This is a genomic window from Mycobacterium asiaticum DSM 44297 (genome assembly GCF_000613245.1).
In the GTDB taxonomy this organism is placed as follows: Bacteria; Actinomycetota; Actinomycetes; order Mycobacteriales; family Mycobacteriaceae; genus Mycobacterium; species Mycobacterium asiaticum.
The window spans coordinates 172,747-193,869 of sequence record NZ_HG964937.1 but is presented as its reverse complement, the minus strand read 5'-3'; the positions used below and the strand labels follow the sequence as shown (position 1 = coordinate 193,869).

The 21,123-nt window shown below is 67.4% G+C and carries 15 protein-coding genes; 7 read left to right on the top strand and 8 right to left on the bottom strand.

Going from position 1 to position 21,123, the window contains the following annotated elements:
* Positions 1-52 precede the first annotated feature (52 nt).
* Positions 53-4,015 carry a bifunctional diguanylate cyclase/phosphodiesterase gene (locus tag BN972_RS11420; RefSeq protein WP_080696816.1) on the top strand — a complete coding sequence of 1,321 codons (3,963 nt, stop codon included), beginning with the start codon at positions 53-55 and terminating at the stop codon, positions 4,013-4,015.
* Here BN972_RS11420 and BN972_RS11415 read toward each other — a convergent pair whose 3' ends face one another.
* The 3 genes from BN972_RS11415 to BN972_RS11405 are packed head-to-tail and all read right to left on the bottom strand — an operon-like array spanning position 4,016 to position 7,069.
* Positions 4,016-5,047 carry an LLM class flavin-dependent oxidoreductase gene (locus tag BN972_RS11415; protein WP_036357710.1) on the bottom strand — a complete coding sequence of 344 codons (1,032 nt, stop codon included), beginning with the start codon at positions 5,045-5,047 and terminating at the stop codon, positions 4,016-4,018. It lies immediately after the preceding gene.
* Between the two features lie 48 nt (positions 5,048-5,095).
* Complete coding sequence (locus tag BN972_RS11410; RefSeq protein ID WP_036357706.1) at positions 5,096-6,226, bottom strand: FAD-binding protein; 1,131 nt, start codon at positions 6,224-6,226, stop codon at positions 5,096-5,098.
* 15 nt (positions 6,227-6,241) lie between these two features.
* Positions 6,242-7,069 (bottom strand): uracil-DNA glycosylase, encoded by an 828-nt coding sequence (locus tag BN972_RS11405; RefSeq protein ID WP_036357703.1) that lies wholly within the window; start codon positions 7,067-7,069, stop codon positions 6,242-6,244.
* A gap of 71 nt (positions 7,070-7,140) precedes the next feature.
* Between BN972_RS11405 and BN972_RS11400 the strand changes: the two genes are divergently transcribed.
* The 4 genes from BN972_RS11400 (at position 7,141) to BN972_RS11385 (ending at position 11,725) form a co-directional block, all read left to right on the top strand.
* Positions 7,141-8,400: an MFS transporter gene (locus tag BN972_RS11400; protein WP_036360661.1), complete on the top strand. Its 1,260-nt coding sequence runs from the start codon at positions 7,141-7,143 to the stop codon at positions 8,398-8,400.
* A 10-nt stretch (positions 8,401-8,410) separates the two neighbouring features.
* Positions 8,411-9,778, top strand: a complete 1,368-nt coding sequence (locus BN972_RS11395) for an FAD-binding oxidoreductase (RefSeq protein ID WP_036357700.1) — start codon at positions 8,411-8,413, stop codon at positions 9,776-9,778.
* A 115-nt stretch (positions 9,779-9,893) separates the two neighbouring features.
* On the top strand, positions 9,894-11,129 hold the full coding sequence (locus tag BN972_RS11390) for a cytochrome P450 (RefSeq protein WP_036357697.1): 1,236 nt from the start codon (positions 9,894-9,896) through the stop codon (positions 11,127-11,129).
* Positions 11,129-11,725: a TetR/AcrR family transcriptional regulator gene (locus BN972_RS11385; protein WP_036357694.1), complete on the top strand. Its 597-nt coding sequence runs from the start codon at positions 11,129-11,131 to the stop codon at positions 11,723-11,725. Before BN972_RS11390 ends, BN972_RS11385 begins: the two co-directional genes overlap by 1 nt.
* Here the strand turns inward: BN972_RS11385 and BN972_RS11380 are convergent.
* The 5 genes from BN972_RS11380 to BN972_RS11360 are packed head-to-tail and all read right to left on the bottom strand — an operon-like array spanning position 11,707 to position 18,242.
* Positions 11,707-12,984, bottom strand: a complete 1,278-nt coding sequence (locus BN972_RS11380; RefSeq protein ID WP_036357691.1) for a lysine N(6)-hydroxylase/L-ornithine N(5)-oxygenase family protein — start codon at positions 12,982-12,984, stop codon at positions 11,707-11,709. The genes BN972_RS11385 and BN972_RS11380 overlap by 19 nt on opposite strands.
* Positions 12,971-13,777, bottom strand: coding sequence for a GNAT family N-acetyltransferase (locus tag BN972_RS11375; RefSeq protein WP_036357688.1), 807 nt, complete (start codon positions 13,775-13,777; stop codon positions 12,971-12,973). Before BN972_RS11375 ends, BN972_RS11380 begins: the two co-directional genes overlap by 14 nt.
* Positions 13,778-13,815: 38 nt before the next feature.
* Positions 13,816-15,342: a DHA2 family efflux MFS transporter permease subunit gene (locus BN972_RS11370; RefSeq protein ID WP_051545625.1), complete on the bottom strand. Its 1,527-nt coding sequence runs from the start codon at positions 15,340-15,342 to the stop codon at positions 13,816-13,818.
* Between the two features lie 42 nt (positions 15,343-15,384).
* Positions 15,385-16,527 carry an acyltransferase family protein gene (locus BN972_RS11365; RefSeq protein ID WP_036357686.1) on the bottom strand — a complete coding sequence of 381 codons (1,143 nt, stop codon included), beginning with the start codon at positions 16,525-16,527 and terminating at the stop codon, positions 15,385-15,387.
* The gene (locus BN972_RS11360; protein WP_036357683.1) at positions 16,527-18,242 is read right to left on the bottom strand and encodes a DEAD/DEAH box helicase; all 1,716 of its coding nucleotides are present in this window, start codon (positions 18,240-18,242) and stop codon (positions 16,527-16,529) included. Before BN972_RS11360 ends, BN972_RS11365 begins: the two co-directional genes overlap by 1 nt.
* A 73-nt stretch (positions 18,243-18,315) precedes the next feature.
* On the opposite strand from BN972_RS11360, the gene BN972_RS11355 reads away from it, so the two are divergent.
* Together BN972_RS11355 and BN972_RS11350 are read left to right on the top strand one after the other, a co-directional pair.
* Positions 18,316-18,903 carry an LppP/LprE family lipoprotein gene (locus BN972_RS11355; protein ID WP_036360657.1) on the top strand — a complete coding sequence of 196 codons (588 nt, stop codon included), beginning with the start codon at positions 18,316-18,318 and terminating at the stop codon, positions 18,901-18,903.
* A 41-nt stretch (positions 18,904-18,944) separates the two neighbouring features.
* A partial coding sequence (locus tag BN972_RS11350; protein WP_099051074.1) for a TM0106 family RecB-like putative nuclease occupies positions 18,945-21,123 on the top strand: 2,179 nt, incomplete at its 3' end.

The following is a 21,123-nucleotide window of genomic DNA, read 5'->3' as shown; positions in this document are numbered from 1 at the left end:
AGCTCCCTTCTACTTCGCCTAGGTGTGCGTGCGTGCGAGCTGGAGCGGGCTAATGAAGCGCTGGACGGGACGACCGCGCCCGCTGTCCGGGCTGACCCGAGGGATCGGTTTGGCCGTCTTCGCCGGATACGGTCTGGCGGCGGCGCTGGTGGGCGCCTCGTCGTGGTTCGATTGGCACGGCCCGTATGCGACCCGTCCGGTCATCGGAGTCGTGACGGTGATCGGCCTGGTGTTCGCCAGCGGATGCGCCGGACGGGCGGCCCGTCACGCGCAGGGGCGCCGCAGCGCCGGCTGGCTGGCCATGTCCGTGGCTCTCGCCGGGTGGGCGGTCGGCGAGGTCATCTGGTCGGTCTATGACGTGCGACCGGAACTCGACCACGCCAGCCATCCGGCATCGGCCGAGATCGTGCTGCTGCTGTACCCGCTCGGGGCATTCACCTCCTTGCTGTTGCTTTCTGGTCCGGTCGGGCACAACTTCCGGCGCCTGTTCCTCGACGGCGTCATCGTCGCGACGTCGCTGTTCGTGGCGTCCTGGGTGTTCGTCCTGGACCGGTTGCTGCGCGAGGCGAGCGCCTCCGGGCCGACCACCCTGGTGCACATCTTTGCCGACGTGGTCCTGATGACGACGGCGATCCTGGCGCTGTCCCGGGGCCGCCCCGGCGGGCAACTGAGTGTCAACCTCGTTGCGGGTGCGGTCGTCACCATCGGTGTCGCCGACATCCTGGTGGTGTTCCAGACCGGGGTGGGCAGCTACCACACCGGCGAATTGGTCGACGTCAGCCGGGTGGCCGGGTTGGGCATGCTGGCACTGGCCGGCCTGATCAGCGTCAACGAAACTCCCACGGCCTCGACACAGGAGACGTCCTCACGGCTACGCCTGTGGTTGCCGTACATCCCGGTGCTGCTGGCGGCCGCGGTCGGGTTGGGCCACGCGCTACGCCTGATGCGGCACGGGCCGCTGCTGATCGGGGCGGGAATCCTGGTGGCTGCGGTGCTGGCCCGGCAGTTCGTGGTGCTGGTGGAAAACCAGGGCCTGCTCGCCGAGGTGGCCCGGGAAGCCTTCCGGGACAGCCTGACCGGCCTGGCCAATCGCGCCAACTTCCTGCATCAGCTGGAGCAAGCCGTCGCCCGCCGCGGCGCGGACGCCGCACCCATCGCAGTGATGTGCCTGGACCTGGACAACTTCAAGTCAGTAAACGATGCACTCGGCCACCCCGCCGGCGACGAGCTGCTGGTGCGGGTGGCGGGGCGGTTGACCACCGCCTTGGGCGAGGTTGGCACCGTCGCGCGGTTGGGCGGGGACGAATTCGCCGTGTTGATCGAGGGCCCCGTCGAAGATGCCGAGGCCGCGGCGCAGCGGGTCCTGGGATCCTTCGAGACCCCTATCGTGATCGACGGTGTCCCCTTGGCGGTCCGGCCGAGCATTGGGTTCACGGTGGCCACCGCCGAGTCGAGCTGCACCGTGGACGAATTGCTACGCCATGCCGATCTGGCCATGTACGCGGCCAAACGTGAAGGCGGACAATGCATCCGCAGCTTTGTGCCGGATCTGCCGCTGCCTTATGCGCTGCCCGAACTAGCCGGATCGGCGGACTTCAAAAGCAACCTGGAGAACGAATTCGACAGCGGCCGGATCCACCGGGGCGCCTTCGGCGCCGCGACCAGCTCGGCCAATATCACGGCACTCGCGCGCACCATCAGGCCGCCCGCGCCGGCACCCAGGCACTCTCCCGACCAGCCGCCCAATGTTCGATGGCCACCGGTGTGGGTTCGGATTTCTTTGGTGTGCTTGGCGATTGGGGTGATCGTATTTGCACAGTCCTGCCTACCGGACCCACGTGCCGATCACAGCCCGTTCTTCGCCGACGTCTTGTACCCGGGGCTTAACCTGTTCGCCGCGGCACTGATCGCGATCCGCGCATACCGGGTCAAAGCTGACCGCGCGGCATGGACGGTCATCGCGATCGGCATGGTGTGCTCCGCACTCGGTGACGTCCTCTACGTCCGGTTCGTGCCGGACGGACAATCCCCGTCCATCGCGGACCCGGCGTATCTGGCCTTCTATCCCCTCGCCTATATCGGTCTGCTGTTGCTGATGCGGACCCGCCTCAAGCGGGTTCCCGTCCCGGTCCGCCTGGACTCGGTGGTGTGCGGGTTGGCAATGGCCGCGGTAGCCGCGGCGCTAGCCGCCGGACCCATCCACGCGGCCACGGTCCGGGCGCCCGCCACCGTTCTCGTCGGCCTGGTCTATCCCTGGGGTGATCTGGTACTCACCGCGCTGGCGGCCGGGATGATACCGATCTTGGGTTGGCGCAGGGAATTTCGCTGGGGCCTGCTCGTTGCCGGGTTCCTGATGATCGCGGCCGCGGACACCGCGTACCTGTTCGAGACCTCGGCCAGCGATTACCGGGTCGGCACCATGCTCGACGCATTCTGGCCCACCTCGTCGCTGCTGTTGGCGATGGCCAGTTGGGCACCCTGGTCGTCGGCGCCGCCCCTGCCCAGGCGCGGACTGGGTTCCTATGTGACGCCGGTGACGTGCACCGTCGTGGCACTTGCCGTTACGGCCGTGGGCCGCCACTCCGCGATCGCGCCGACGCTCGCCGCGCTTAGCCTGGTCGCTGTCGCCGCCCGGTTCTCGGTGACCTTCCGCGACGTGAGCATCCTGGCGGAGACCCACAAGCAGGCCATGACCGACGAGCTGACCACCCTGCCCAACCGGCGCTCGCTGGCCACCGCGCTGACCGAGGTGCCCGTCGATGCACCGGCGAGCCCGCTCGTCGGGCCGGCTGTCAGCAGAGCGCCGGCTCGTCGCGCCTTGCTGCTGTTGCAGCTTTACGAGTTCGACGAGATCAACGATTCGGTCGGTTACCACTTCGGCGATGAGTTGTTGTGCCAGATCGCTAATCGGCTGTCCCACAACGTGCGTCGCGACGATCTGTTGGCCCGCGCCGGTGATGACGAGTTCGCGGTGTTGCTCGCCGAGGGCGCGGACCTGATCGCCGCACGCGCGCAGGCCGGCCGGTTGCTGGAGGCATTGAACGAGCCGTTTGCGCTGGACCCGATGACCGTTCAGGTCGACGGGCGAATCGCGATCGCGCTCTATCCCGACCACTGTGATCATCCGCAGGAACTGCTGACCCGTGCCGAGATGGCGCTTCCGCACGCCAGGTCCGCCAAAAGCAAGATCGCCGTGTACGACTCGGCATTCGAGCTGTACCGGGACAACGACCCCAACCTCATCGAGGAGCTGCGCGCCGCGCTCGTCGACGGTACCGAGCTGACCTGTCACTACCAGCCCAAGATCAACGCCGCCGACGGCAGTGTGCACAGCGTCGAGGCGCTGTTGCGCTGGCACCATCCCAGCCGGGGGTTACTGCTACCTGAGGAATTCCTTCCGGCGGCCGAACGCGCCGGCCTGATGCGCAAAGTGGCCAACCGGACCGTAAACCTCGCCCTCGAGCAGGCCCGCTCCTGGCGGGAGCAGGGCATGCCGCTGACCGTCGCGGTGAACCTGTCCACGACGAATCTGCTCGACCTGGACCTGGTCAGCACGATAGAGCAGCTGCTGCAGACCCACGGGCTGCCCGCCGACGAGCTGATCATCGAGATCACCGAGAGCACGCTGGTCGACTCCGCGCGGTCCCGCAGCACCGTCGCGGCGTTGCAGCGCCTGGGCGTCCGTATCTCGTTGGACGACTACGGCACCGGCTGGTCTTCGCTGGCGCGACTGCAGGACGTTTCGGTCGACGAACTCAAGCTCGACCGCATCTTCGTGGCGCGGTTGGCCCAGGATCCGCGCTCGGTGGCGATCGTGCGATCGACGGTGGCGCTGGCGGCCAGCCTCGGCGCGGACCTGGTGGCCGAGGGAGTCGAAGACGAGTCGACGCTGCGTGCGCTGCGGCAGTATGGCTGCACGATCACCCAGGGGTTCGTCCACAGTCCGCCGCTACCAGCGGAGGAGTTGCAGCGCTGGATCAGCACGCACGCACCGGCTGTGACACGGACGGACTAGCTAGAACAGCTCCTTGGCCAGCAGCTCCAGCGTCGCCACCCGGGCCGGCGCGGTCGCGGGATCGGTGCCACGGCGTGCCGATGCCACCGGATGCACCATCACCTCGTCGACGTCGAACCGTTCGGCAAGGGCCCGTAACTGTTCGGCAGCCTCGGAGGGCGAACCGACAACGGCCCGCGCCAACCCGCCGTCCACGATGTGCTGCTGCGCGGGTGTCAACCGGGCCAGTTGGGCGTCCTCGACGAGCTGCACCGGACCCAACGGTTGCCCGGTCCGCAGCCGGGCCATCATCTGCAGGTTCGGCAGCATCAATTCGATTGCCTCGTCCCGTGTTTCGGCGACGACGGCGTTCGCCGTCAGGAAGGTCACCGGCTCGGAGGCCAGGTCGCTGGGCCGGAAATGTTTGCGGTAATGCTCCAGCGCCTCTTCGGTGCCCCGGCCGGAGAAGTGGTGGGCGAACACGTAGGGCAGCCCCTTGGCGGCAGCCAGCTGCGCCGAGTACATCGAGGATCCCAGCAGCCACAGCCGGGGTTCGCTGGCCGCGGCCGGGGTCGCCTTGAGGGTGTAATCCCCCGAGCGCAGCGGCACCCGCACACCGCGCGTGCCCATCAGGGCGACGACGTCGTCCAGGTAGGCGGGGAAGTTCTCGATGTCGCGATCGTCGCGACCGCCGCGCAGCGCATACGAAGTGACCGGGTCGGACCCGGGCGCGCGACCGATACCCAGGTCGATACGGCCGGGCGCGGCGGCCTCCAGCAGGGCGAACTGTTCGGCCACCGCCAACGGCGCGTGGTTGGGCAGCATCACTCCGCCCGAGCCGAGCCGCAGGTGGTCGGTTTGCGCGGCCAGATAGGCGATCAGTACCGGCGGGCTGGTGGCGCCCACCGAGGGCATGTTGTGGTGTTCGGCGACCCAGTAGCGCGTGTATCCCAACCGGTCGGCGGTCTGCGCCAGCGACACCGTGGCCGCAAGCGCGTCGGCGGTCGATTGGTCGGAGCGCACCGGGACCAGATCAAGAACTGAAAGACGCACGTTGGCAACAACAACTCTGCCCGCGAGAAGCTTCCCCGCAGGCCCGCCTCAGTAGTTGAGCGGGGTGATCGAGTTGATGATGAGTTCGAACTGTTCCTGGGAAATGGGCGCGCCACCGGGAATGTTGTCGCTCGCCAGGAACTGGGTGCGCTCGGCGTAGCCGTGGAATCGCTTGAAGTAGTTGGAGAAGGCCAGACCATGGTCGAGCAAACCGCCGTACCGGGCCACCTTGAGCTCGCCAGCCAGAATGTAGGCGCCCAACAGCGCGACGCTGGTTCCCTGCCCGGCCAACGGCGAGCAGCAGTAGGCGGCGTCGCCCACCAACGCCACCCGTCCGATCGACCAGTGATCCATCACGATCTGCGACATTTCGTCGAAGTAGAAGTCCGGCGCCGAGCGCATGTACTCCAGCAGCTGCGGACGCACCCAGCCATCGTCGGCCATCCGCCGTTCCACCTCGGCGACCTGAGCCTCGGTGTCGCGGTAGTCGAGCTGCAGCTCGGTGTCCATGAAGCCCAGCATCGCGCGGGCCTCGGTGTTGTCCCGCGCGCTATAGACGCCGGCCATGCTGGTGTCGCCGTAATGCCAGGTCTGCCAGTAGTCCAGGTCCAAAAAGTTGGGCACGGTGAAGATCGCGGCGTACGTCCCCAGCCTCTTGATGAACCGCTCTTCGGGGCCGAACACCAGCCGGCGCACATTGGAATGCAAACCGTCTGCCCCGATGACCAGGTCGAAGCTGGCCTCGGGAGCGCGCTCGAAGGTCACTTCGGCTGCGGGTCCGAGATTCTCGATCGCGGTGATGCTGTCATCGAAGATGAACTCGGTGGTTGACCGGCACGCCTCGTAGAGCAATTCGACGAGATCGTCGCGGAGCAGCTCGATGTCGGGATTGTTGATCGGACCGCCCGTCGGCGTGGATTCGGTGTCCCGGGACAGCTCGTTGCCGTCGCGGTCCACCACCGAGGCACCCCGGATCCGCGTCTTCTTATCTTCCGCCGACGCCAGCAAACCCATGCGGTCCAGCACTGTGAGCGCCGGACCCCGCACGTCGATGGCCTGACCGCCCGGCCGCAGCCCAGGGTGGCGTTCTACCACCGTCACCGAATAGCCGTTTTGGCCAAACCAATACGCGGCAGTCAAGCCGGCGACACTGGCGCCGGACACCAAGATGCTTGTCAAGACGCGACCCCGTTCCTAGCCGATTCCCGCAAGCTGCTTCGCCTCCCGGAAGATGTCGTCAAGCATTGCCGGAGTCAACCTACCGGTGAACATATTTTGCTGGCTCGGGTGGTAGCAGCCGAGCAATCGCACGCCGGAGGGCAGCGGGGCCACCACCCCGTGGCCGAACTTCGGCTTGCGCAGCCCGGCGGCCACCGGCAGTCCCAGCGCCACCTGCCAGCCGAAGCCGCCGAGCGCGACGATCACCCGGACGTGCTCGGACACCAGGTGCCATTCGGCCGCCAGCCATTGCGAGCACGTCGTCCGCTCAGCGGGCGTGGGAGCGTTCGCCGGCGGCGCGCACCGCACTGGCGCCGAGATCCGAATCTTGTTGGCAGACAAGCCATCAGCCGCGTCAACGCTGGTCGGCTGATTCACCAGGCCGGCCCGGTACAGCGCCGCATACAACTGGTCGCCGGACCGGTCACCGGTGAACATCCGTCCGGTTCGGTTGGCGCCGTGCGCAGCGGGTGCCAGCCCGACGATGAACAACCACGGCCGCTCCGACCCCCAGCCCGGTACCGGACGTCCCCAGTAGGGCTGGTCGAGGAACGCCCGGCGTTTGACGACGGCGACCTCCTCACGCCAGCTAACCAGCCGTGGACACGCTCGGCATACGCTGACCATCGCGTCGATTTCGGTAATCGACCGTGCCTTGTGCGCGAGCGCGCCGACCTGTGCCGCGTCGGTCGCGACCGGGGTGCCCTCGGTCGCGAGGTCGCCCGGCCAGCCGCTGCCGGGGGCGACCGGCGAACCGAATGCCTGGCCGGTATTCGGATGCTTCAGCACACGAACATCCTGCATTCTGAATGGGACCGCGCAAAAATCGGTGGTTCGCACTCCGGGTTTGGCGCTACATTCAGCCGCGATATCCCATGAGAAACACCAGCCGAGCGCCGGCACTGCTGATCATGTTCGCCACGCTACTGTCGTGCGCGGGCAACGGGATCTCGCTCGTCGCGTTTCCCTGGCTGGTGCTGCAGCGTCAAGGCAGCGCCGGCCAGGCCTCGATCGTGGCCGGTGCGACGACGTTGCCGCTGCTGTTCTCGACGCTGGTGGCGGGCACCGCGGTGGACTACTTCGGCCGGCGCTGGGTGTCGATGGTTTCCGACGCCCTCTCAGCCGCCTCGGTGGCGGCCGTCCCGCTGGTCGCGTCGGCATTCGGGGTGGAAGCGGTGAACGTGGCCGTGCTGGCCGTACTCGGTGCCTGTGGCGCCGCGTTCGACCCGGCCGGGATCACCGCCCGTCAGTCGATGCTGCCCGAAGCGGCGGTTCGGGCGGGCTGGTCGCTGGATCGCATCAACAGCGTCTACGAGGTGATCCTCAATGTGGCGTTCGTGGTGGGTCCGGGGGTCGGCGGGCTGATGATCGCGACGGTGGGTGGCATCGCCACCATGTGGGTCACCGCCGCCGCATTCGCGTTGTCCATCGTGGCGATGGCCGTGCTGCGGCTCGAGGGCACCGGCCGTCCACACCACGCGACCCGGCCCCAGGGGCTGGTGTCCGGGGTGGCCGAGGGGCTGCGTTTCGTCTGGAGCCTGCGGGTGCTGCGGGCGCTGGCGCTGATTGACCTGACGGTGACGGCGCTGTACCTACCGATGGAAAGCGTGCTGTTCCCCAAGTACTTCAGCGATCGGCAGCAACCGGCGCAGCTGGGTTCGGTGTTGGTGGCGCTGTCCATCGGCAGCCTGCTGGGCGCCCTCGGTTATCTGCTGCTGGCGTCGTACGTGTCGCGCCGCACGATCATGCTGACCGCGGTGCTGAGCTTCGGCACCGCGACGGTGGTGATCGCGCTGCTGCCGCCGCTGCCGGTGATCCTGGTGCTGTGTGCGCTGATCGGGTTGGTCTACGGCCCGATCCAGCCGATCTACAACTACGTGATGCAGACCCGCGCGCCGCACCATCTGCGCGGACGGGTGGTCGGAGTGATGGCGTCGATGGCATACGCCGCCGGCCCGCTGGGCTTGCTGCTGGCCGGCCCACTGACCGATGCGGCGGGTTTACAGGTGACGTTCTTCGCGCTGGCGCTGCCGATCCTGGTCGTCGGACTGGTCTGCATCCGGGTCCCGTCGCTGCGGGAACTGGACCGCCAGCCGGAGTTCGCCGCCGAGATCCGCGCTTCGGCAGGGGACTAGCATCGGCCCGGTGAGCGCGGATCTGTTGGCCGGCCTGATCGCCGAACTACCCGAGGGGATGGTGGTCACCGATCCCGCGATCACCGACGGTTACCGCCAAGACCGTGCCCTGGACCCGGCGGCCGGAAAGCCGCTGGCTGTGGTGCGTCCGCAGCGCACCGAGGAAGTGCAGGCCGTGCTGCGCTGGGCGTCGGTCAATCGGGTGCCCGTGGTGACCCGAGGCGCGGGCAGCGGGCTGTCCGGCGGGGCGACGGCGGTGGACAACGGCATCGTGTTGTCGACGGAGAAAATGCGCGACATCACGGTGGACCCGGTCACCCGCACCGCGGTGTGCCAGCCGGGTCTGTTCAACTCCGAAGTGAAGAAGGCCGTCGCCGAACACGGCCTGTGGTACCCGCCCGACCCGTCCTCCTACGAGATCTGCAGCATCGGCGGCAACATCGCCACCAACGCCGGCGGGCTGTGCTGCGTCAAGTACGGCGTAACCACCGACTATGTCCTGGGCATGCAGGTGGTGCTGGCCGACGGCACCGCGGTGCGGTTGGGCGGGCCGCGCCTGAAGGACGTGGCCGGGCTGTCACTGACGAAGCTGTTCGTCGGCAGCGAGGGGACGCTGGGCGTCGTCACCGAGGTGACGCTGCGGCTGTTGCCGGCGCAGAACGCGTCCAGCATTGTGGTGGCCAGCTTTTCGTCGGTGGAGTCGGCCGTCGACGCGGTGCTCGGGGTCAGCGCGCGGTTGCGCCCGTCGATGCTGGAGTTCATGGACCAGGTGGCAATCAACGCGGTCGAGGATCACCTGCGGATGGACCTGGACCGCAATGCGGCGGCCATGCTGGTCGCCGGATCCGACGAACGCGGCCGCGCCGGCAGCGACGACGCCGAGGTGATCGCCACGGTTTTCGCCGAAAACGGTGCGACAGAAGTGTTTTCCACCGACGATCCGGATGAGGGCGAGTCCTTTGTGGCGGCGCGGCGGTTCTGCATCCCTGCGGTCGAGGCCAAGGGCTCGCTGCTGCTGGAGGACGTCGGCGTGCCGTTGCCGGCGCTGGGCCAGCTGGTCACCGGCATCGCGCGCATCGCCGACGAGCGGGACTTGATGATCTCGGTGATCGCCCACGCCGGCGACGGCAACACCCACCCGTTGCTGGTGTTCGATCCCGCCGACGCCGCGATGGCCGAGCGCGCGCAATTGGCGTACGGCGAGATCATGGACCTCGCCGTCGGGCTGGGCGGCACCATCACCGGCGAACATGGCGTCGGGCGGTTGAAGCGGCCGTGGCTGGCCGACTACCTCGGGCCCGAGGTGATGGACCTGAACCGGCGGATCAAGGATGCGCTGGACCCGTTGGGCATTCTCAACCCCGGGTCGGGCATCTAACTCTCCGTCTCCCCTTGCGCCGAGCGTGCATTCTGCGCCGCTTTCCCGGCGTGTTTTGTCGGGAGGCGCACACTCGAGCGTTGACAGTTGACCGATGCTGTCGTACGAATAAGACATGACATCGATATTGTCTCATCCGGTTCGGTTTCAGCTCGCCACCGCCGAGACGTGGTCCGAGCCCTGGCCGATGTACCGGGCGCTGCGCGATCACGACCCGGTGCATCACGTGGTGCCGCCGGGCCGCCCCGAACACGACTACTACGTGCTGTCGCGGCACGCCGACGTCTGGGCGGCCGCCCGCGATCACGAGACGTTCTCGTCGGCCCAAGGCCTGACGGTCAACTATGGCGAGCTGGAAATGATTGGGCTGCAGGACAACCCACCGATGGTGATGCAGGACCCACCGGTGCACACGCAGTTCCGCAAGCTGGTGTCCCGTGGTTTCACTCCCCGGCAGGTCGAGGCCATCGAGCCGAAAGTGCGTGAATTCGTCGTCGAGCGGATCGAGAAGATCCGGGCTCGCGGTGCCGGCGACATCGTCACCGAGCTGTTCAAGCCACTGCCGTCGATGGTCGTCGCGCACTATCTCGGTGTGCCCGAGGAGGATTGGGCGCAATTCGACGGCTGGACCCAGGCCATCGTCGCGGCCAATACCGCCGAGGGCGGCATCGCGGCTTCTTTGGGAACGGCCGGCGAGGCCGTCGGGACGATGATGGCCTATTTCACCGCGCTGATCGAGCGGCGCCGCGCCGAGCCGCAGGACGACACCATCTCGCACCTGGTCGCGGCCGGGTTGGGCGCCGACGGCGACGTCGCCGGCATCCTGTCGATCCTGGGGTTCACCTTCACCATGGTCACCGGCGGCAATGACACCGTCACCGGAATGCTCGGCGGCTCAATGCCGTTGCTGCACTCGCGGCCTGATCAGCGTCGGCTGCTGGTGGATGACCCCGAGCTGATCCCGGATGCGGTCGACGAGCTGCTCCGGCTCACCTCGCCGGTGCAGAACCTGGCCCGCACGACCACCCGCGACGTGACCATCGAGGGCACCACCATTCCGGCCGGACGGCGGGTGTTGCTGCTGTACGGGTCGGCCAACCGGGATGAGCGCCAATACGGCGACGACGCTGCCGAACTCGACGTCACCCGCCGGCCACGCAACATCCTGACCTTCAGCCACGGCGCCCACCACTGCCTGGGCGCCGCCGCGGCGCGGATGCAATCCCGGGTGGCGCTCGGCGAATTGCTGAGCCGTTGCCCCGACTTCGATGTCGACGTGCCCGGCATCGTCTGGTCGGGCGGCGCCTACGTCCGGCGGCCGTTGTCGGTCCCCGTCAGAGTGGCGGGCTGATGCCGGGTGACTGGCTAGCCGAGCACCGCACCGAGGCCGCCGCTGACCGAATCCTCGACGCTGCCGAGGCGCTGTTTACCGAACGCGACCCGGCAACCATCGGCATGAACGAGATTGCCAGGGCCGCCGGATGTTCCCGCGCGACGCTGTACCGGTATTTCGACAGCCGGGAGGCGCTGCGCATCGCCTATGTGCACCGGGAGACGCATCGCACCGGCCGTCTGATCCTGCAGCGGATCGACGCCGTGCAGGACCCACACGAGCGGTTGATCGTCGGCATCACCGAGACCTTGCGGATGGTTCGCGATAGCCCGCCGCTGTCGGCGTGGTTCGGCACGGCCCGCCTGCCGATCGCGGGTGAGCTGGCGAGTCACTCCGACGTGATCACCGCGATGGTGGCTTCATTCTTGGGTTCGTCGGGCCCTGACGACCCGGCCGCCGTCGAGCGCCGGGCCCGCTGGGCGGTGCGGGTGATCATCTCGCTGTTGATGTTTCCCGGTGCGGACGAGGCGCAGGAGCGGGCAATGATCGAGGAGTTCGTGGCGCCGGTCGTGGTGGCGAGAAGACGTGAAAGCCCCTATTCCGCTACGGAATAAGGGGCTTTCGCGTCTGCTCGGCATACCGGGGTGACGGCCGTCGCAATCTCCCCCGCTCGCACGGCGACGTTGGACAGCAGCGACGACGCCAGACCGTGCGTGTGTTCGACCGAACCGTTGAGGAAGATGTCTCCGGGGGCGCCTGGTTTCGCCACCAGCCGGTAGTCCCGGGTGACGGCGGGCCGGCCGGTCGAGTCGAACTCGTAGCGGCTGGACAGCTCACCCAGGAAACCCCGGATATCCAGCGGGGCGTAGCCCGTTGCGTAGATCACCGCGTCGCAGTCCAGGGTCTCCTGCCCATGGCTGACCAGGTGCGAGATGGTCAACAGCACGCCACTTGAATATTCTTGGGCCGCAATTGCTTCGGACGCATTATGGATGATCAGCCGCCGTCTCCCGCTGACCCGTTCGGCGTATTCCCGCGAATAGAGGTCCTCGATCAACTCCAGGTCGACCGCCGAGTAGTTGGTGGAGCGGTGATAGTCGAGCAGACGCTTGCGTAGCGGCTCGTCGGCCGCATAGAACTCCTCGACTGCCGACGGGTCGAAAATTCGGTTGGCATACGGATTGTCGTCGGCCTGGCTGTACCCGTAGCGGGCGAAGACCGCATGCACTTCGGCATCCGGATATTGCCGATGCAGGTAACCGACCACCTCGGCGGCGCTTTGGCCGGCACCGACCACCGCGAATCGTCGGAAAGCCGACTGCCCAAGCCCGGCCAGTCCATCAAGCAGCGTGTGACTGTGCCACTGTCGTGCGGTCCTGGCCACCCCGTCCGGCAGCACCGGCGCCAAGCCGGTGCCCAATACCAGCGTGTCCGCGCGGATCACCCAGTCGGAGGCGGTCCGCACCACGAAACCGGTTGCCTCGGCTGACACTTCGACGACCCGCTGACCGTAGCGCACATTGACCACATCCTGGGCCACAACCCGCGCCGCCGCCCACTCCAGATAGTCGTGAAACTCCAGCCTGCTGGGAAACAGCGTGTGTCGGCCGATGAATTCGACCAACCGGTCCTGCCGGCTCAGATAGTTCACGAAGGTGAAGTCACTCTGCGCGTTACGCAGTGTGACAAGGTCTTTGAGGAACGGCACCTGCATCCGGGCGCCGGGCAACAGCATTCCCCGGTGCCAACCGAACCGCTGCTGCGCTTCGGCGAACACCGCGTGCACACCGCGCTCGGCGAACACGATGGCCAGGGCGAGATTCGACGGTCCGAAACCGATGCCGAGTAAATCCGTTCGCTCAGGAGTGGACATGAGCGCGGGTCAGCCGTTCCAGGTACCGCTCGTGCATCATCGACCGATTGATCAGTACCACGAAGTCGGCCATGTCGAAGTCCGGATCATAAGATGGCTCGCCACAGATCATGCCGCCGACCCGCAGCGATCCCTGCACCATCGGCGGAACCCGCACCCGCCCCGGGTCGGGCAGCTCGTCGAGGCTCAAACCGTTGACCCGCACCGGGTTTCGCGGAGTCACCCGGTACTGCGGGGGCGCCGGCCGCACCCGGAACGCGGTGTCCCGGACACCGCGCACCAACGCTCCGCGCGACCCGCCGCCCTCCATCCGGACCGACAGGCACCCGACACCCCACTCGTGGCCGGTGATCTCCTGGTAGCGCAGGATCCCGGCCCACAGCAAACCCATCACCGCGCCGTTGCGATGGTCGGCGTGCACGCTGGCCCGGCCGAGTTCGACCAGGCTGGAACGCAAGTCGTTCACACCGCCGATGTCGAAGATCGTGTCCGCGAATATCCCCCCGGCCGCCTTTGCACCGTCGGGCGGCAACAACCGGTAGCAACCGACCACCTGCCCGGTCGCGGCGTCCTTGGCCAGCAGGTGGTCGCTGTGCGGATCGAACTGGTCGACGTCGATCATCTGCCCGGTCAGCGAACCGCGGATGGCCTGCGGCAGCGTCGCACCCATCTCTTCGGCAAACGTCTGATAGCGCAAGCGTTGGGCGGCCTCAATGTCGGCCGGATCCGTCGAGATCACCACGCTGTAGCGGCCGGTATCGGTCGCCGGAATCAGGATCGCGTCACCCAACATGGTATTGCGAAGACTACCCCGCGGCGACGCTCAGCAAATCAGGAATCCGACGCCGGACCGGGCCCGGAATCCCGCGCGCCAATGCCGATCAGAATCGCCGCGGCCACGGCCGAAACCGTCGCGGCGATGGCCGCGGCGACCAAGGCAGCTTGCATGCCGGCGGCGCTGGCCTGGCGGGCAGCGCGGGCGATCGCGGGCAGTGCGGGCCGCAGGCTGTCCGGCAGAAAGTCCAGCACCCTTAGGCCCGCACCCGCCGACAACCGGTCGACGAGTTGCGAGACCCCGGTCTGGCTGCCGCCGCGTAGCGCGGCCAGGCCATCGGTCGCCGAGTCGGCCGCACGACGGCTGAACAGCGCGCCCAATCCGGCGACCCCGGCCAGGATGCCGACCTGGCGGACCGTGCTCACCGCGCCGGTCGCCATCCCGGCATCGGCGGCCGGCACGAATTGCAGCGCGATGTCTGACGTCAACGCGAACAACCCGCCCAGCCCGAGACCGGCCACGATGGAACCGGCGATGAAGTGGGTCCACTCGGTGTCCGCGGTGACACCGGTCATCAGCCACAGGCCCACCGCGATCAGGACGACCCCGGCGGGTATCGACATCCAGGCCGGGAAGAAGCGGGCTCCAGTCATGGCCAGCGGGGCGCCCAGCACGCAGGCGACGGTCAGCGGAAGCGCGCGCAAGCCGGTCTGAAATGGGCTGTAACCCAATGTGTTCATCAGGTACAGAGCCAGGTAGTTGGTCGAGGCGATCAGCGTCCCGGCCGCGGCGAAGGCGGCCAGTGACACACCGGCGAAACCCGGGCGGCGCACCACCCGCACGTCCAGCATCGGGGCGCCCACCCGCGATTCCCACCAGCCGAAGAACACCATCCCGACCAGGCAACCCGCGCCGAGGGTCACAATCAGGGGGTCGGTCCAGCCACGGTGGTTGCCCTCGATCAACACATACACCCCGGCGAAAAGGGCCGCCGAAAACACCGTCGTGCCGAGAAGGTCGAGCGGGCGGCTCTGTGCCGCTTGGGTTTCCGGGACAAAGCGCACTGCGAGCGTCAGGGCCAGCATCCCGATCGGCAGATTGATCAAGAAGATGGATTCCCAACCGAATGCACCGACCAGCGCGCCGCCCAGCAGCGGACCCACGGCAGCGGCTGCGCCCATCACGCCGCCGTAGATGGCGATCGCGATGCCCCGGCTCCGCTGTTCGGGGAAGGCAGCGCCCACCATCGGCAACGACACCCCGAGCAGCACCGCCCCGCCCGCTCCCTGCACCGCCCGCGCCAGGTTGAGCGAATCGATGCTGCCGGCCAGGGCGCAGCCCGCCGATGCGACGGTGAACACCACCATGCCGATCAGGTAGAGCCGGCGGCGGCCGAGCCGGTCGCCCAGCGTGGCAGCGGTGAGCAGCAGGCCCGCCATCGGCAGCGCGTACGCGTCCACCACCCACTGCAGCCCGCTCAGTTCGGCGTCGAGCGACGCCTGGATGTTGGCGAGGGCGGCCGAGACGATGGTCATGTCGAGCAGCAGCATGAACACGGCCAGGCAGACGGCGGTCAGGGTCAGCCGCGGATGAACCGAGGTGCCCGGCTCCCGGACAGACACCGGCTAACCGTCCTTGACGCGGGTGAAGCGGTGCAGCAACCAAGCCAGCGGAATGGTGACCACCAGCGTCGCGACGAACAGGTACAGCATCGGTCCGGTGTAGACGTGAGCCCGCACGATGTAGACCATCGCGAATTCCATCGTCACCAAGTGGATCAGGAAGATCTCGTAGGAGATCTCACCAAGCCATACCATTGGCCGGCTGGCCAGCAGCCGCGAATACCAGCCGCGGTCCCCCAACCCGAGCGGCGCCACCGCCAACGTGGCGATCACCGCGTAGAAACCGGTCTTCCACAGCGCCTCGGGCAGCGACGCCGGTGAGGTGGTCGGCGCGCCAGCGATCGGGGTGGAAACGATGAAATAGCAGATGATGGCGAGCGGAATGGCGGCGGCCGCATAGCAGCGCACCTCCATCGCCTGCAGCACGGCCAGCAGCATGCCGCCCAGGAACCAGGCCAAATAGGTCGGCAACCACAGCCGGGCGCCGTCGGGAAAGAAGTGATCGGTGTGCACCAGGACCAGCCAGCCCGGACTGATCAACGTCAACGCCGCAATCGCGGCCAGCAGCAACTTCGGTTGCCACCGGCGTCGGCAGACCAGCACCAGCAACACGTATGCCAACAGCGGCAGCACCACATAGAACGCGGCTTCGACGGCCAGACTCCACATCTGGGTCAGCCCCTGGTGCAGATACTTGCCCAGGTAGCCGTCGGTGTAGATCTGGGTCAAGGTGAGGTTGCGGACCAGGCCCAGCCAACTGTGGCCGGGGTTGGGTCCGGCCTCGCGGTAGTGGTACAGCACGTAGGCGAACAGCACGGTGATGAGGTAGGCGGGCATGATGCGCCGAACTCGGTGCCAGGCATAGCGTTTCACCGAGGGCCAAGGCCTGCCGGTCGCCGCTGATTTAACCCAGGGGCGGAACAGCAGGAAACCGGAGAGCACGAAGAAGATCGGCACCCCGATCTCCATGCGGGCTCCGACCAGCCCCCAGTAACCGTGGGTGTACTTGCCGGTGGTGTAGGCGGCGTGGGTGCCGACCACCAGCAGGGCGGCCACGGCACGTATGCCGGTCAGCGACGCGACCCGATCGACGTGGGAGGTCTGCTCGAGACCGCCTTGCGCGTCTCGTTCTTCGGAAATGGTCATCAGCTGTGTTTCCGGCGTGGTCTGCCACCGGGGTCGCGGGGCGTTCGGCGATTCGGCTTGTCGGAGCTGCGATCGGGCCGCAGATTGATCAGCACTCCCGAGATACGGGTTTGGTCAAGCTTTTTCAGCGTCGCTTTGGGCAGCTTGACCGGGAGCTCGACCAGGGAGAAGTCGGGGCCGATGGCGATATGACCGAAATCGCTTCGGTGCAAGCCACCTTCGTTGGCGATAGCTCCGACGATCGCACCGGGGCCGATCTTGTGCCGCTTGCCCACATCGACCCGGTAGGTCGTGAAAGACCGTGCCTGTCTCGGTTTTTCGGGCCGGTCCCGACGCTGGTCGCGGTCACGGGAGTCCCGTCGTTCCGGCGGTGGGTCGGGCGCGAGCAGGAACGCCTCGCCGTCGCGTGACTGCAACGCCAGTGCCGCGGCGATGTCGGCCATCGGCACGTCGTGCTCGCGTTCGTAGTCCTCGACGAGCCGGCGGAACAACTCGATTCCCTCGCCGCCCAGCGCCTCGGTGATGGAATCGGCGAATTTCGCCACCCGCTGGGCGTTGACGTCTTCGACGGTCGGCAACGGGGCCTCGGTGAGAGCCTGGCGGGTGGCCTTCTCGATCGCCTTGAGCAGGTGCCGTTCCCGAGGCGAGACGAATAGCAACGCGTTGCCCGAGCGCCCGGCGCGGCCGGTGCGCCCAATCCGGTGCACGTAGGACTCGGTGTCGTGCGGAATGTCGTAGTTGAGCACGTGCGAGATCCGCTCGACGTCCAGGCCGCGAGCCGCGACATCGGTGGCGACCAGGATGTCCAACCGACCGTCACGCAGGGCGGCAATGGTGCGCTCGCGCTGGCCCTGCGGGATGTCACCGTTGATCGCGGCCGCCGAAAGACCGCGGGCGCGAAGGCGTTCGGCCACTTCCTCGGTGGCCTGCTTGGTACGCACGAAGACGATCATCGCCTCGAAAGGCTCGACCTCGAGCACGCGGGTCAGTGCATCCATCTTGCGCGGCCCCGCAACCTGGATGTAGCGCTGCGTAATGTTTTCGGCCGTCGCGGTTTTGGCCTTCGACGTCACTTCCAGCGGGTCGTGCAGGTACTTCGTGGTGATCTTCCGGATGGCCGGCGGCATGGTCGCCGAGAACAGCGCTACCTGTTTGTATTCAGGAGTTTCGGCCAGGATCCGGTCGACCTCTTCGGCGAAACCCATGGTGAGCATCTCGTCCGCCTCGTCGAGTACCAGATAGTCCACCCTCGACAGGTCCAGCGTGCCGCGTTCCAGGTGGTCGATCACCCGGCCGGGCGTCCCGACCACTACCTGCGCGCCCCGGCGCAGGCCCGCCAGCTGCACCCCGTAGGAAGCCCCGCCGTAGATGGGAAGCACATTGAGTCCTCGCAGGTGCGCCCCGTAGCGGCTGAACGCCTCTGCCACCTGCAGGGCCAACTCACGCGTGGGCGCTAGCACGAGCGCCTGGGTGACCTTGCTGGCGACGTCAATCCTGGACAGGATGGGCGTCGCGAAAGCGGCCGTCTTGCCGGTGCCGGTCTGCGCCAGGCCCACAACGTCCGACCCAGCCAGCAGGGCCGGGATGGTGGCGGCCTGGATGGCCGTCGGCGATTCGTAGCCGACGTCAGCGAGCGCCCGCACCACATCCGGATGAATATGCAGGTCGGCGAAGGTCTCGGGGGGCGTCTCGGACGCGTCATCAGGGTTAGCCATCGGACTTTGAAGTCTAGAGCGTGCCGGAGCGGTGGCCGTGCCTGCGGCACGCGCCGGGACGGACCACGGTACCGTGCCCGGTGTGTGGTTGCCCTCTAGCCATGCCGCGCCACTGGTCGCGATGTCGGCAGTGGCATTGGCAGCGGCGTTAGCCGGATGTGGTTCCGGAGACTCGACTGTTGCCAAGACGCCGCAGGCCACCAAGCCGCCGACGACCGCGCCAAGCACCTCGGACCCGCAGACCTCGGTAGCTGCCCCACCTCCGAGCAGCACTCCACCGCCGGATCCGTGCGCGGTCAACCTGGCCTCGCCGACAATCGCCAAGGTGGTCTCTGAACTACCCCGAGATCCGCGCAGTCAGCAGCCCTGGGACCCCGAGCCGCTGGCCGGTAACTACAACGAGTGCGCACAGCTGTCGGCGGTGATCATCCGAGCCAACACCAACGGCGGCAATCCGACCACCCGGGCGGTGCTCTTCCACCTCGGAAAATTCATCCCGCAGGGTGTGCCCGACACCTATGGGTTCACCGGCATCGACCCTGCGCAGAGCACCGGGGACACCGTCGCGCTGACGTCCTCGAACGCCGTCGGCTTGAACAGCATGGTCAGATTCCGGTGGAACGGCAGCGGGGTGGAGTTGATCGGCAACAGTCGCGGCTGAGTCCCAGCTGCTCGTCACACCCCTGTCCTACAGTTGCTGCTGTGTTCGTCACCGACGACAGCGTCATCTACAGCGCCTCGGATCTCGCGTCCGCGGCGCGGTGCGAATACGCCCTGCTGCGGGGCTTTGATGCCAAGCTGGGTTGGGGTCCCGCCACGCCCACCGATGATGAAATGCTCGTTCGCACTGCGACTCTCGGCGAGGAGCATGAACGCCGCCGGCTTGACCGGCTGCGCGCGGAGTTCGGCGGTGAGGTCGTGGTCATCGGGCGGCCCGCCTTTACGCCTGCCGGGCTGATGGCCGCCGCAACGGCCACTCGGCGGGCCATCGCGGGTGGCGCCCCGGTGGTGTACCAGGCGGCGATGTTCGACGGCCGGTTCGTGGGTTTCGCCGACTTCCTGGTCCGCGAGGACGATCGCTACCGGGTCACCGACACCAAGCTGGCCCGCTCGGCCAAGGTCACCGCGCTGTTGCAGCTGGCGGCCTACGGTGACGCGCTGGCCGCGGCAGGCGTGCCGATCGCTCCGGACGCCGAGCTGGAACTGGGTGACGGCACAGTGGTGCGCTACCGGCTGGAGGAGCTAATCCCGGTCTACCGGTCCCAACGGGCTCAGCTGGAACGGCTGCTCGACGAGCACTATGCAGTAGGGCGCGCGGTGCGTTGGGACGACGACGGGGTGCAGGCCTGTTTCCGTTGTCCACTGTGCGTCGAGCAGGTGCGGGCGGCCGACGATTTGCTGCTCGTCGCCGGTATGCGAGTCACCCAGCGGGAGAAGCTGATCGAGGCGGGCATCGGCACGGTGCGGGAGCTCGCCGAGCACACCGGCACCGTGCCGACCATGTCCGTCAACGCGTTCGGCAAGCTGGCGGCACAGGCCAAGCTGCAGATGCTGCAGCGGGCCACCGGTAAGCCGCAGTTCGAGGTCATCGACCCGCAGCCGCTGGCCCTGCTGCCCGAACCGAACCCGGGTGACCTGTTCTTCGACTTCGAGGGTGACCCGCTGTGGACCGCCGATGGCCGGGAGTGGGGCCTGGAGTATCTCTTCGGTGTGCTGGAGGCCGGGCCGGCCGGAGTCTTCCGTCCGCTGTGGGCTCACAGTCGCAATGACGAACGCGCCGCCCTCACCCAATTCCTGGCTTTGGTGGCCAAGCGTCGCCGCCGCTATCCCGACATGCACATCTACCACTACGCGCCATACGAGAAGACGGCGCTACTGCGGCTGGCGGGACGCTACGGCGTCGGTGAGGACGAGGTGGACGACCTGCTCCGCAACGGTGTCCTGGTCGACCTGTATCCGTTGGTACGCAAGAGCATTCGGGTAGGCGCGGAATCCTTCAGCCTCAAGGCGCTGGAACCACTGTATATGGGCGACCAACTGCGCTCCGGCGACGTCACCACCGCCACCGATTCGATCACGTCCTACGCGCGGTACTGCGAACTGCTGGCCGAAGACCGCGCCGACGAGGCGGCTACCGTTCTCAAGGAGATCGCCGAATACAACCACTACGACTGCGTGTCGACCCGCAAGCTGCGGGACTGGCTGGTTATCCGCGCCTTCGAATCCGGCGTTACGCCCCTGGGTGTGCAACCGGTTCCCAACCAGGACACCATCAAAGACCGGGACCAGCTCGCATCGACGTTGCGAAAGTTCACCGGCGACGCGGCCGTCGATGACCGCACTGCCGAGCAGATGGCGGTGGCGCTCATCGCCGCCGCCCGCGGCTATCACCAACGCGAGGACAAGCCGTTCTGGTGGTCACATTTCGACCGGTTGAACTATCCCGTGGACGAGTGGTCGGACAATACCGATGTTTTCGTGGGTGAGGCAGCCGTCGACGTCGACTGGCACACCCCTCCGCGGGCCCGCAAGCCGCAGCGGCGGGTGCGCCTGACCGGGGAGCTGGCGCGCGGCGACCTCAACAGGCATGTGTACGCGCTTTACGAACCGCCCGCTCCGACGTCTATGACCGACGATCTCGAGCGCCGGGCGGCTGCACACGCCGAGGTCATCGGATTCGACGACCCGAACTCGCCCAGCGAAGTCGTCATCATCGAACGAGCAGGCAAGGACGGCAACACTTTTCAACAGTTGCCGTTTGCGCTCACCCCTGGAGCGCCGGTACCGACGAAGCCGCTGCGAGCATCGATCGAAACGACCGCGCAAGCAGTTGCCGCGGAGTTGCCGCGACTGCCCGCACCGCCTCGCTCGACCTGCTGCT

Bases quoted from the DNA above. Each gene is read 5' to 3' on its own strand.
- BN972_RS11380 (WP_036357691.1), bottom strand. From the start codon at position 12,984: ATGTCCACTCCTGAGCGAACGGATTTACTCGGCATCGGTTTCGGACCG.
- BN972_RS11375 (WP_036357688.1), bottom strand. From the start codon at position 13,777: ATGTTGGGTGACGCGATCCTGATTCCGGCGACCGATACCGGCCGCTAC.
- BN972_RS11405 (WP_036357703.1), bottom strand. From the start codon at position 7,069: ATGCAGGATGTTCGTGTGCTGAAGCATCCGAATACCGGCCAGGCATTC.
- BN972_RS11360 (WP_036357683.1), bottom strand. From the start codon at position 18,242: ATGGCTAACCCTGATGACGCGTCCGAGACGCCCCCCGAGACCTTCGCC.
- BN972_RS11390 (WP_036357697.1), top strand. From the start codon at position 9,894: ATGACATCGATATTGTCTCATCCGGTTCGGTTTCAGCTCGCCACCGCC.
- BN972_RS11420 (WP_080696816.1), top strand. From the start codon at position 53: ATGAAGCGCTGGACGGGACGACCGCGCCCGCTGTCCGGGCTGACCCGA.
- BN972_RS11385 (WP_036357694.1), top strand. From the start codon at position 11,129: ATGCCGGGTGACTGGCTAGCCGAGCACCGCACCGAGGCCGCCGCTGAC.
- BN972_RS11400 (WP_036360661.1), top strand. From the start codon at position 7,141: ATGAGAAACACCAGCCGAGCGCCGGCACTGCTGATCATGTTCGCCACG.
- BN972_RS11365 (WP_036357686.1), bottom strand. From the start codon at position 16,527: ATGACCATTTCCGAAGAACGAGACGCGCAAGGCGGTCTCGAGCAGACC.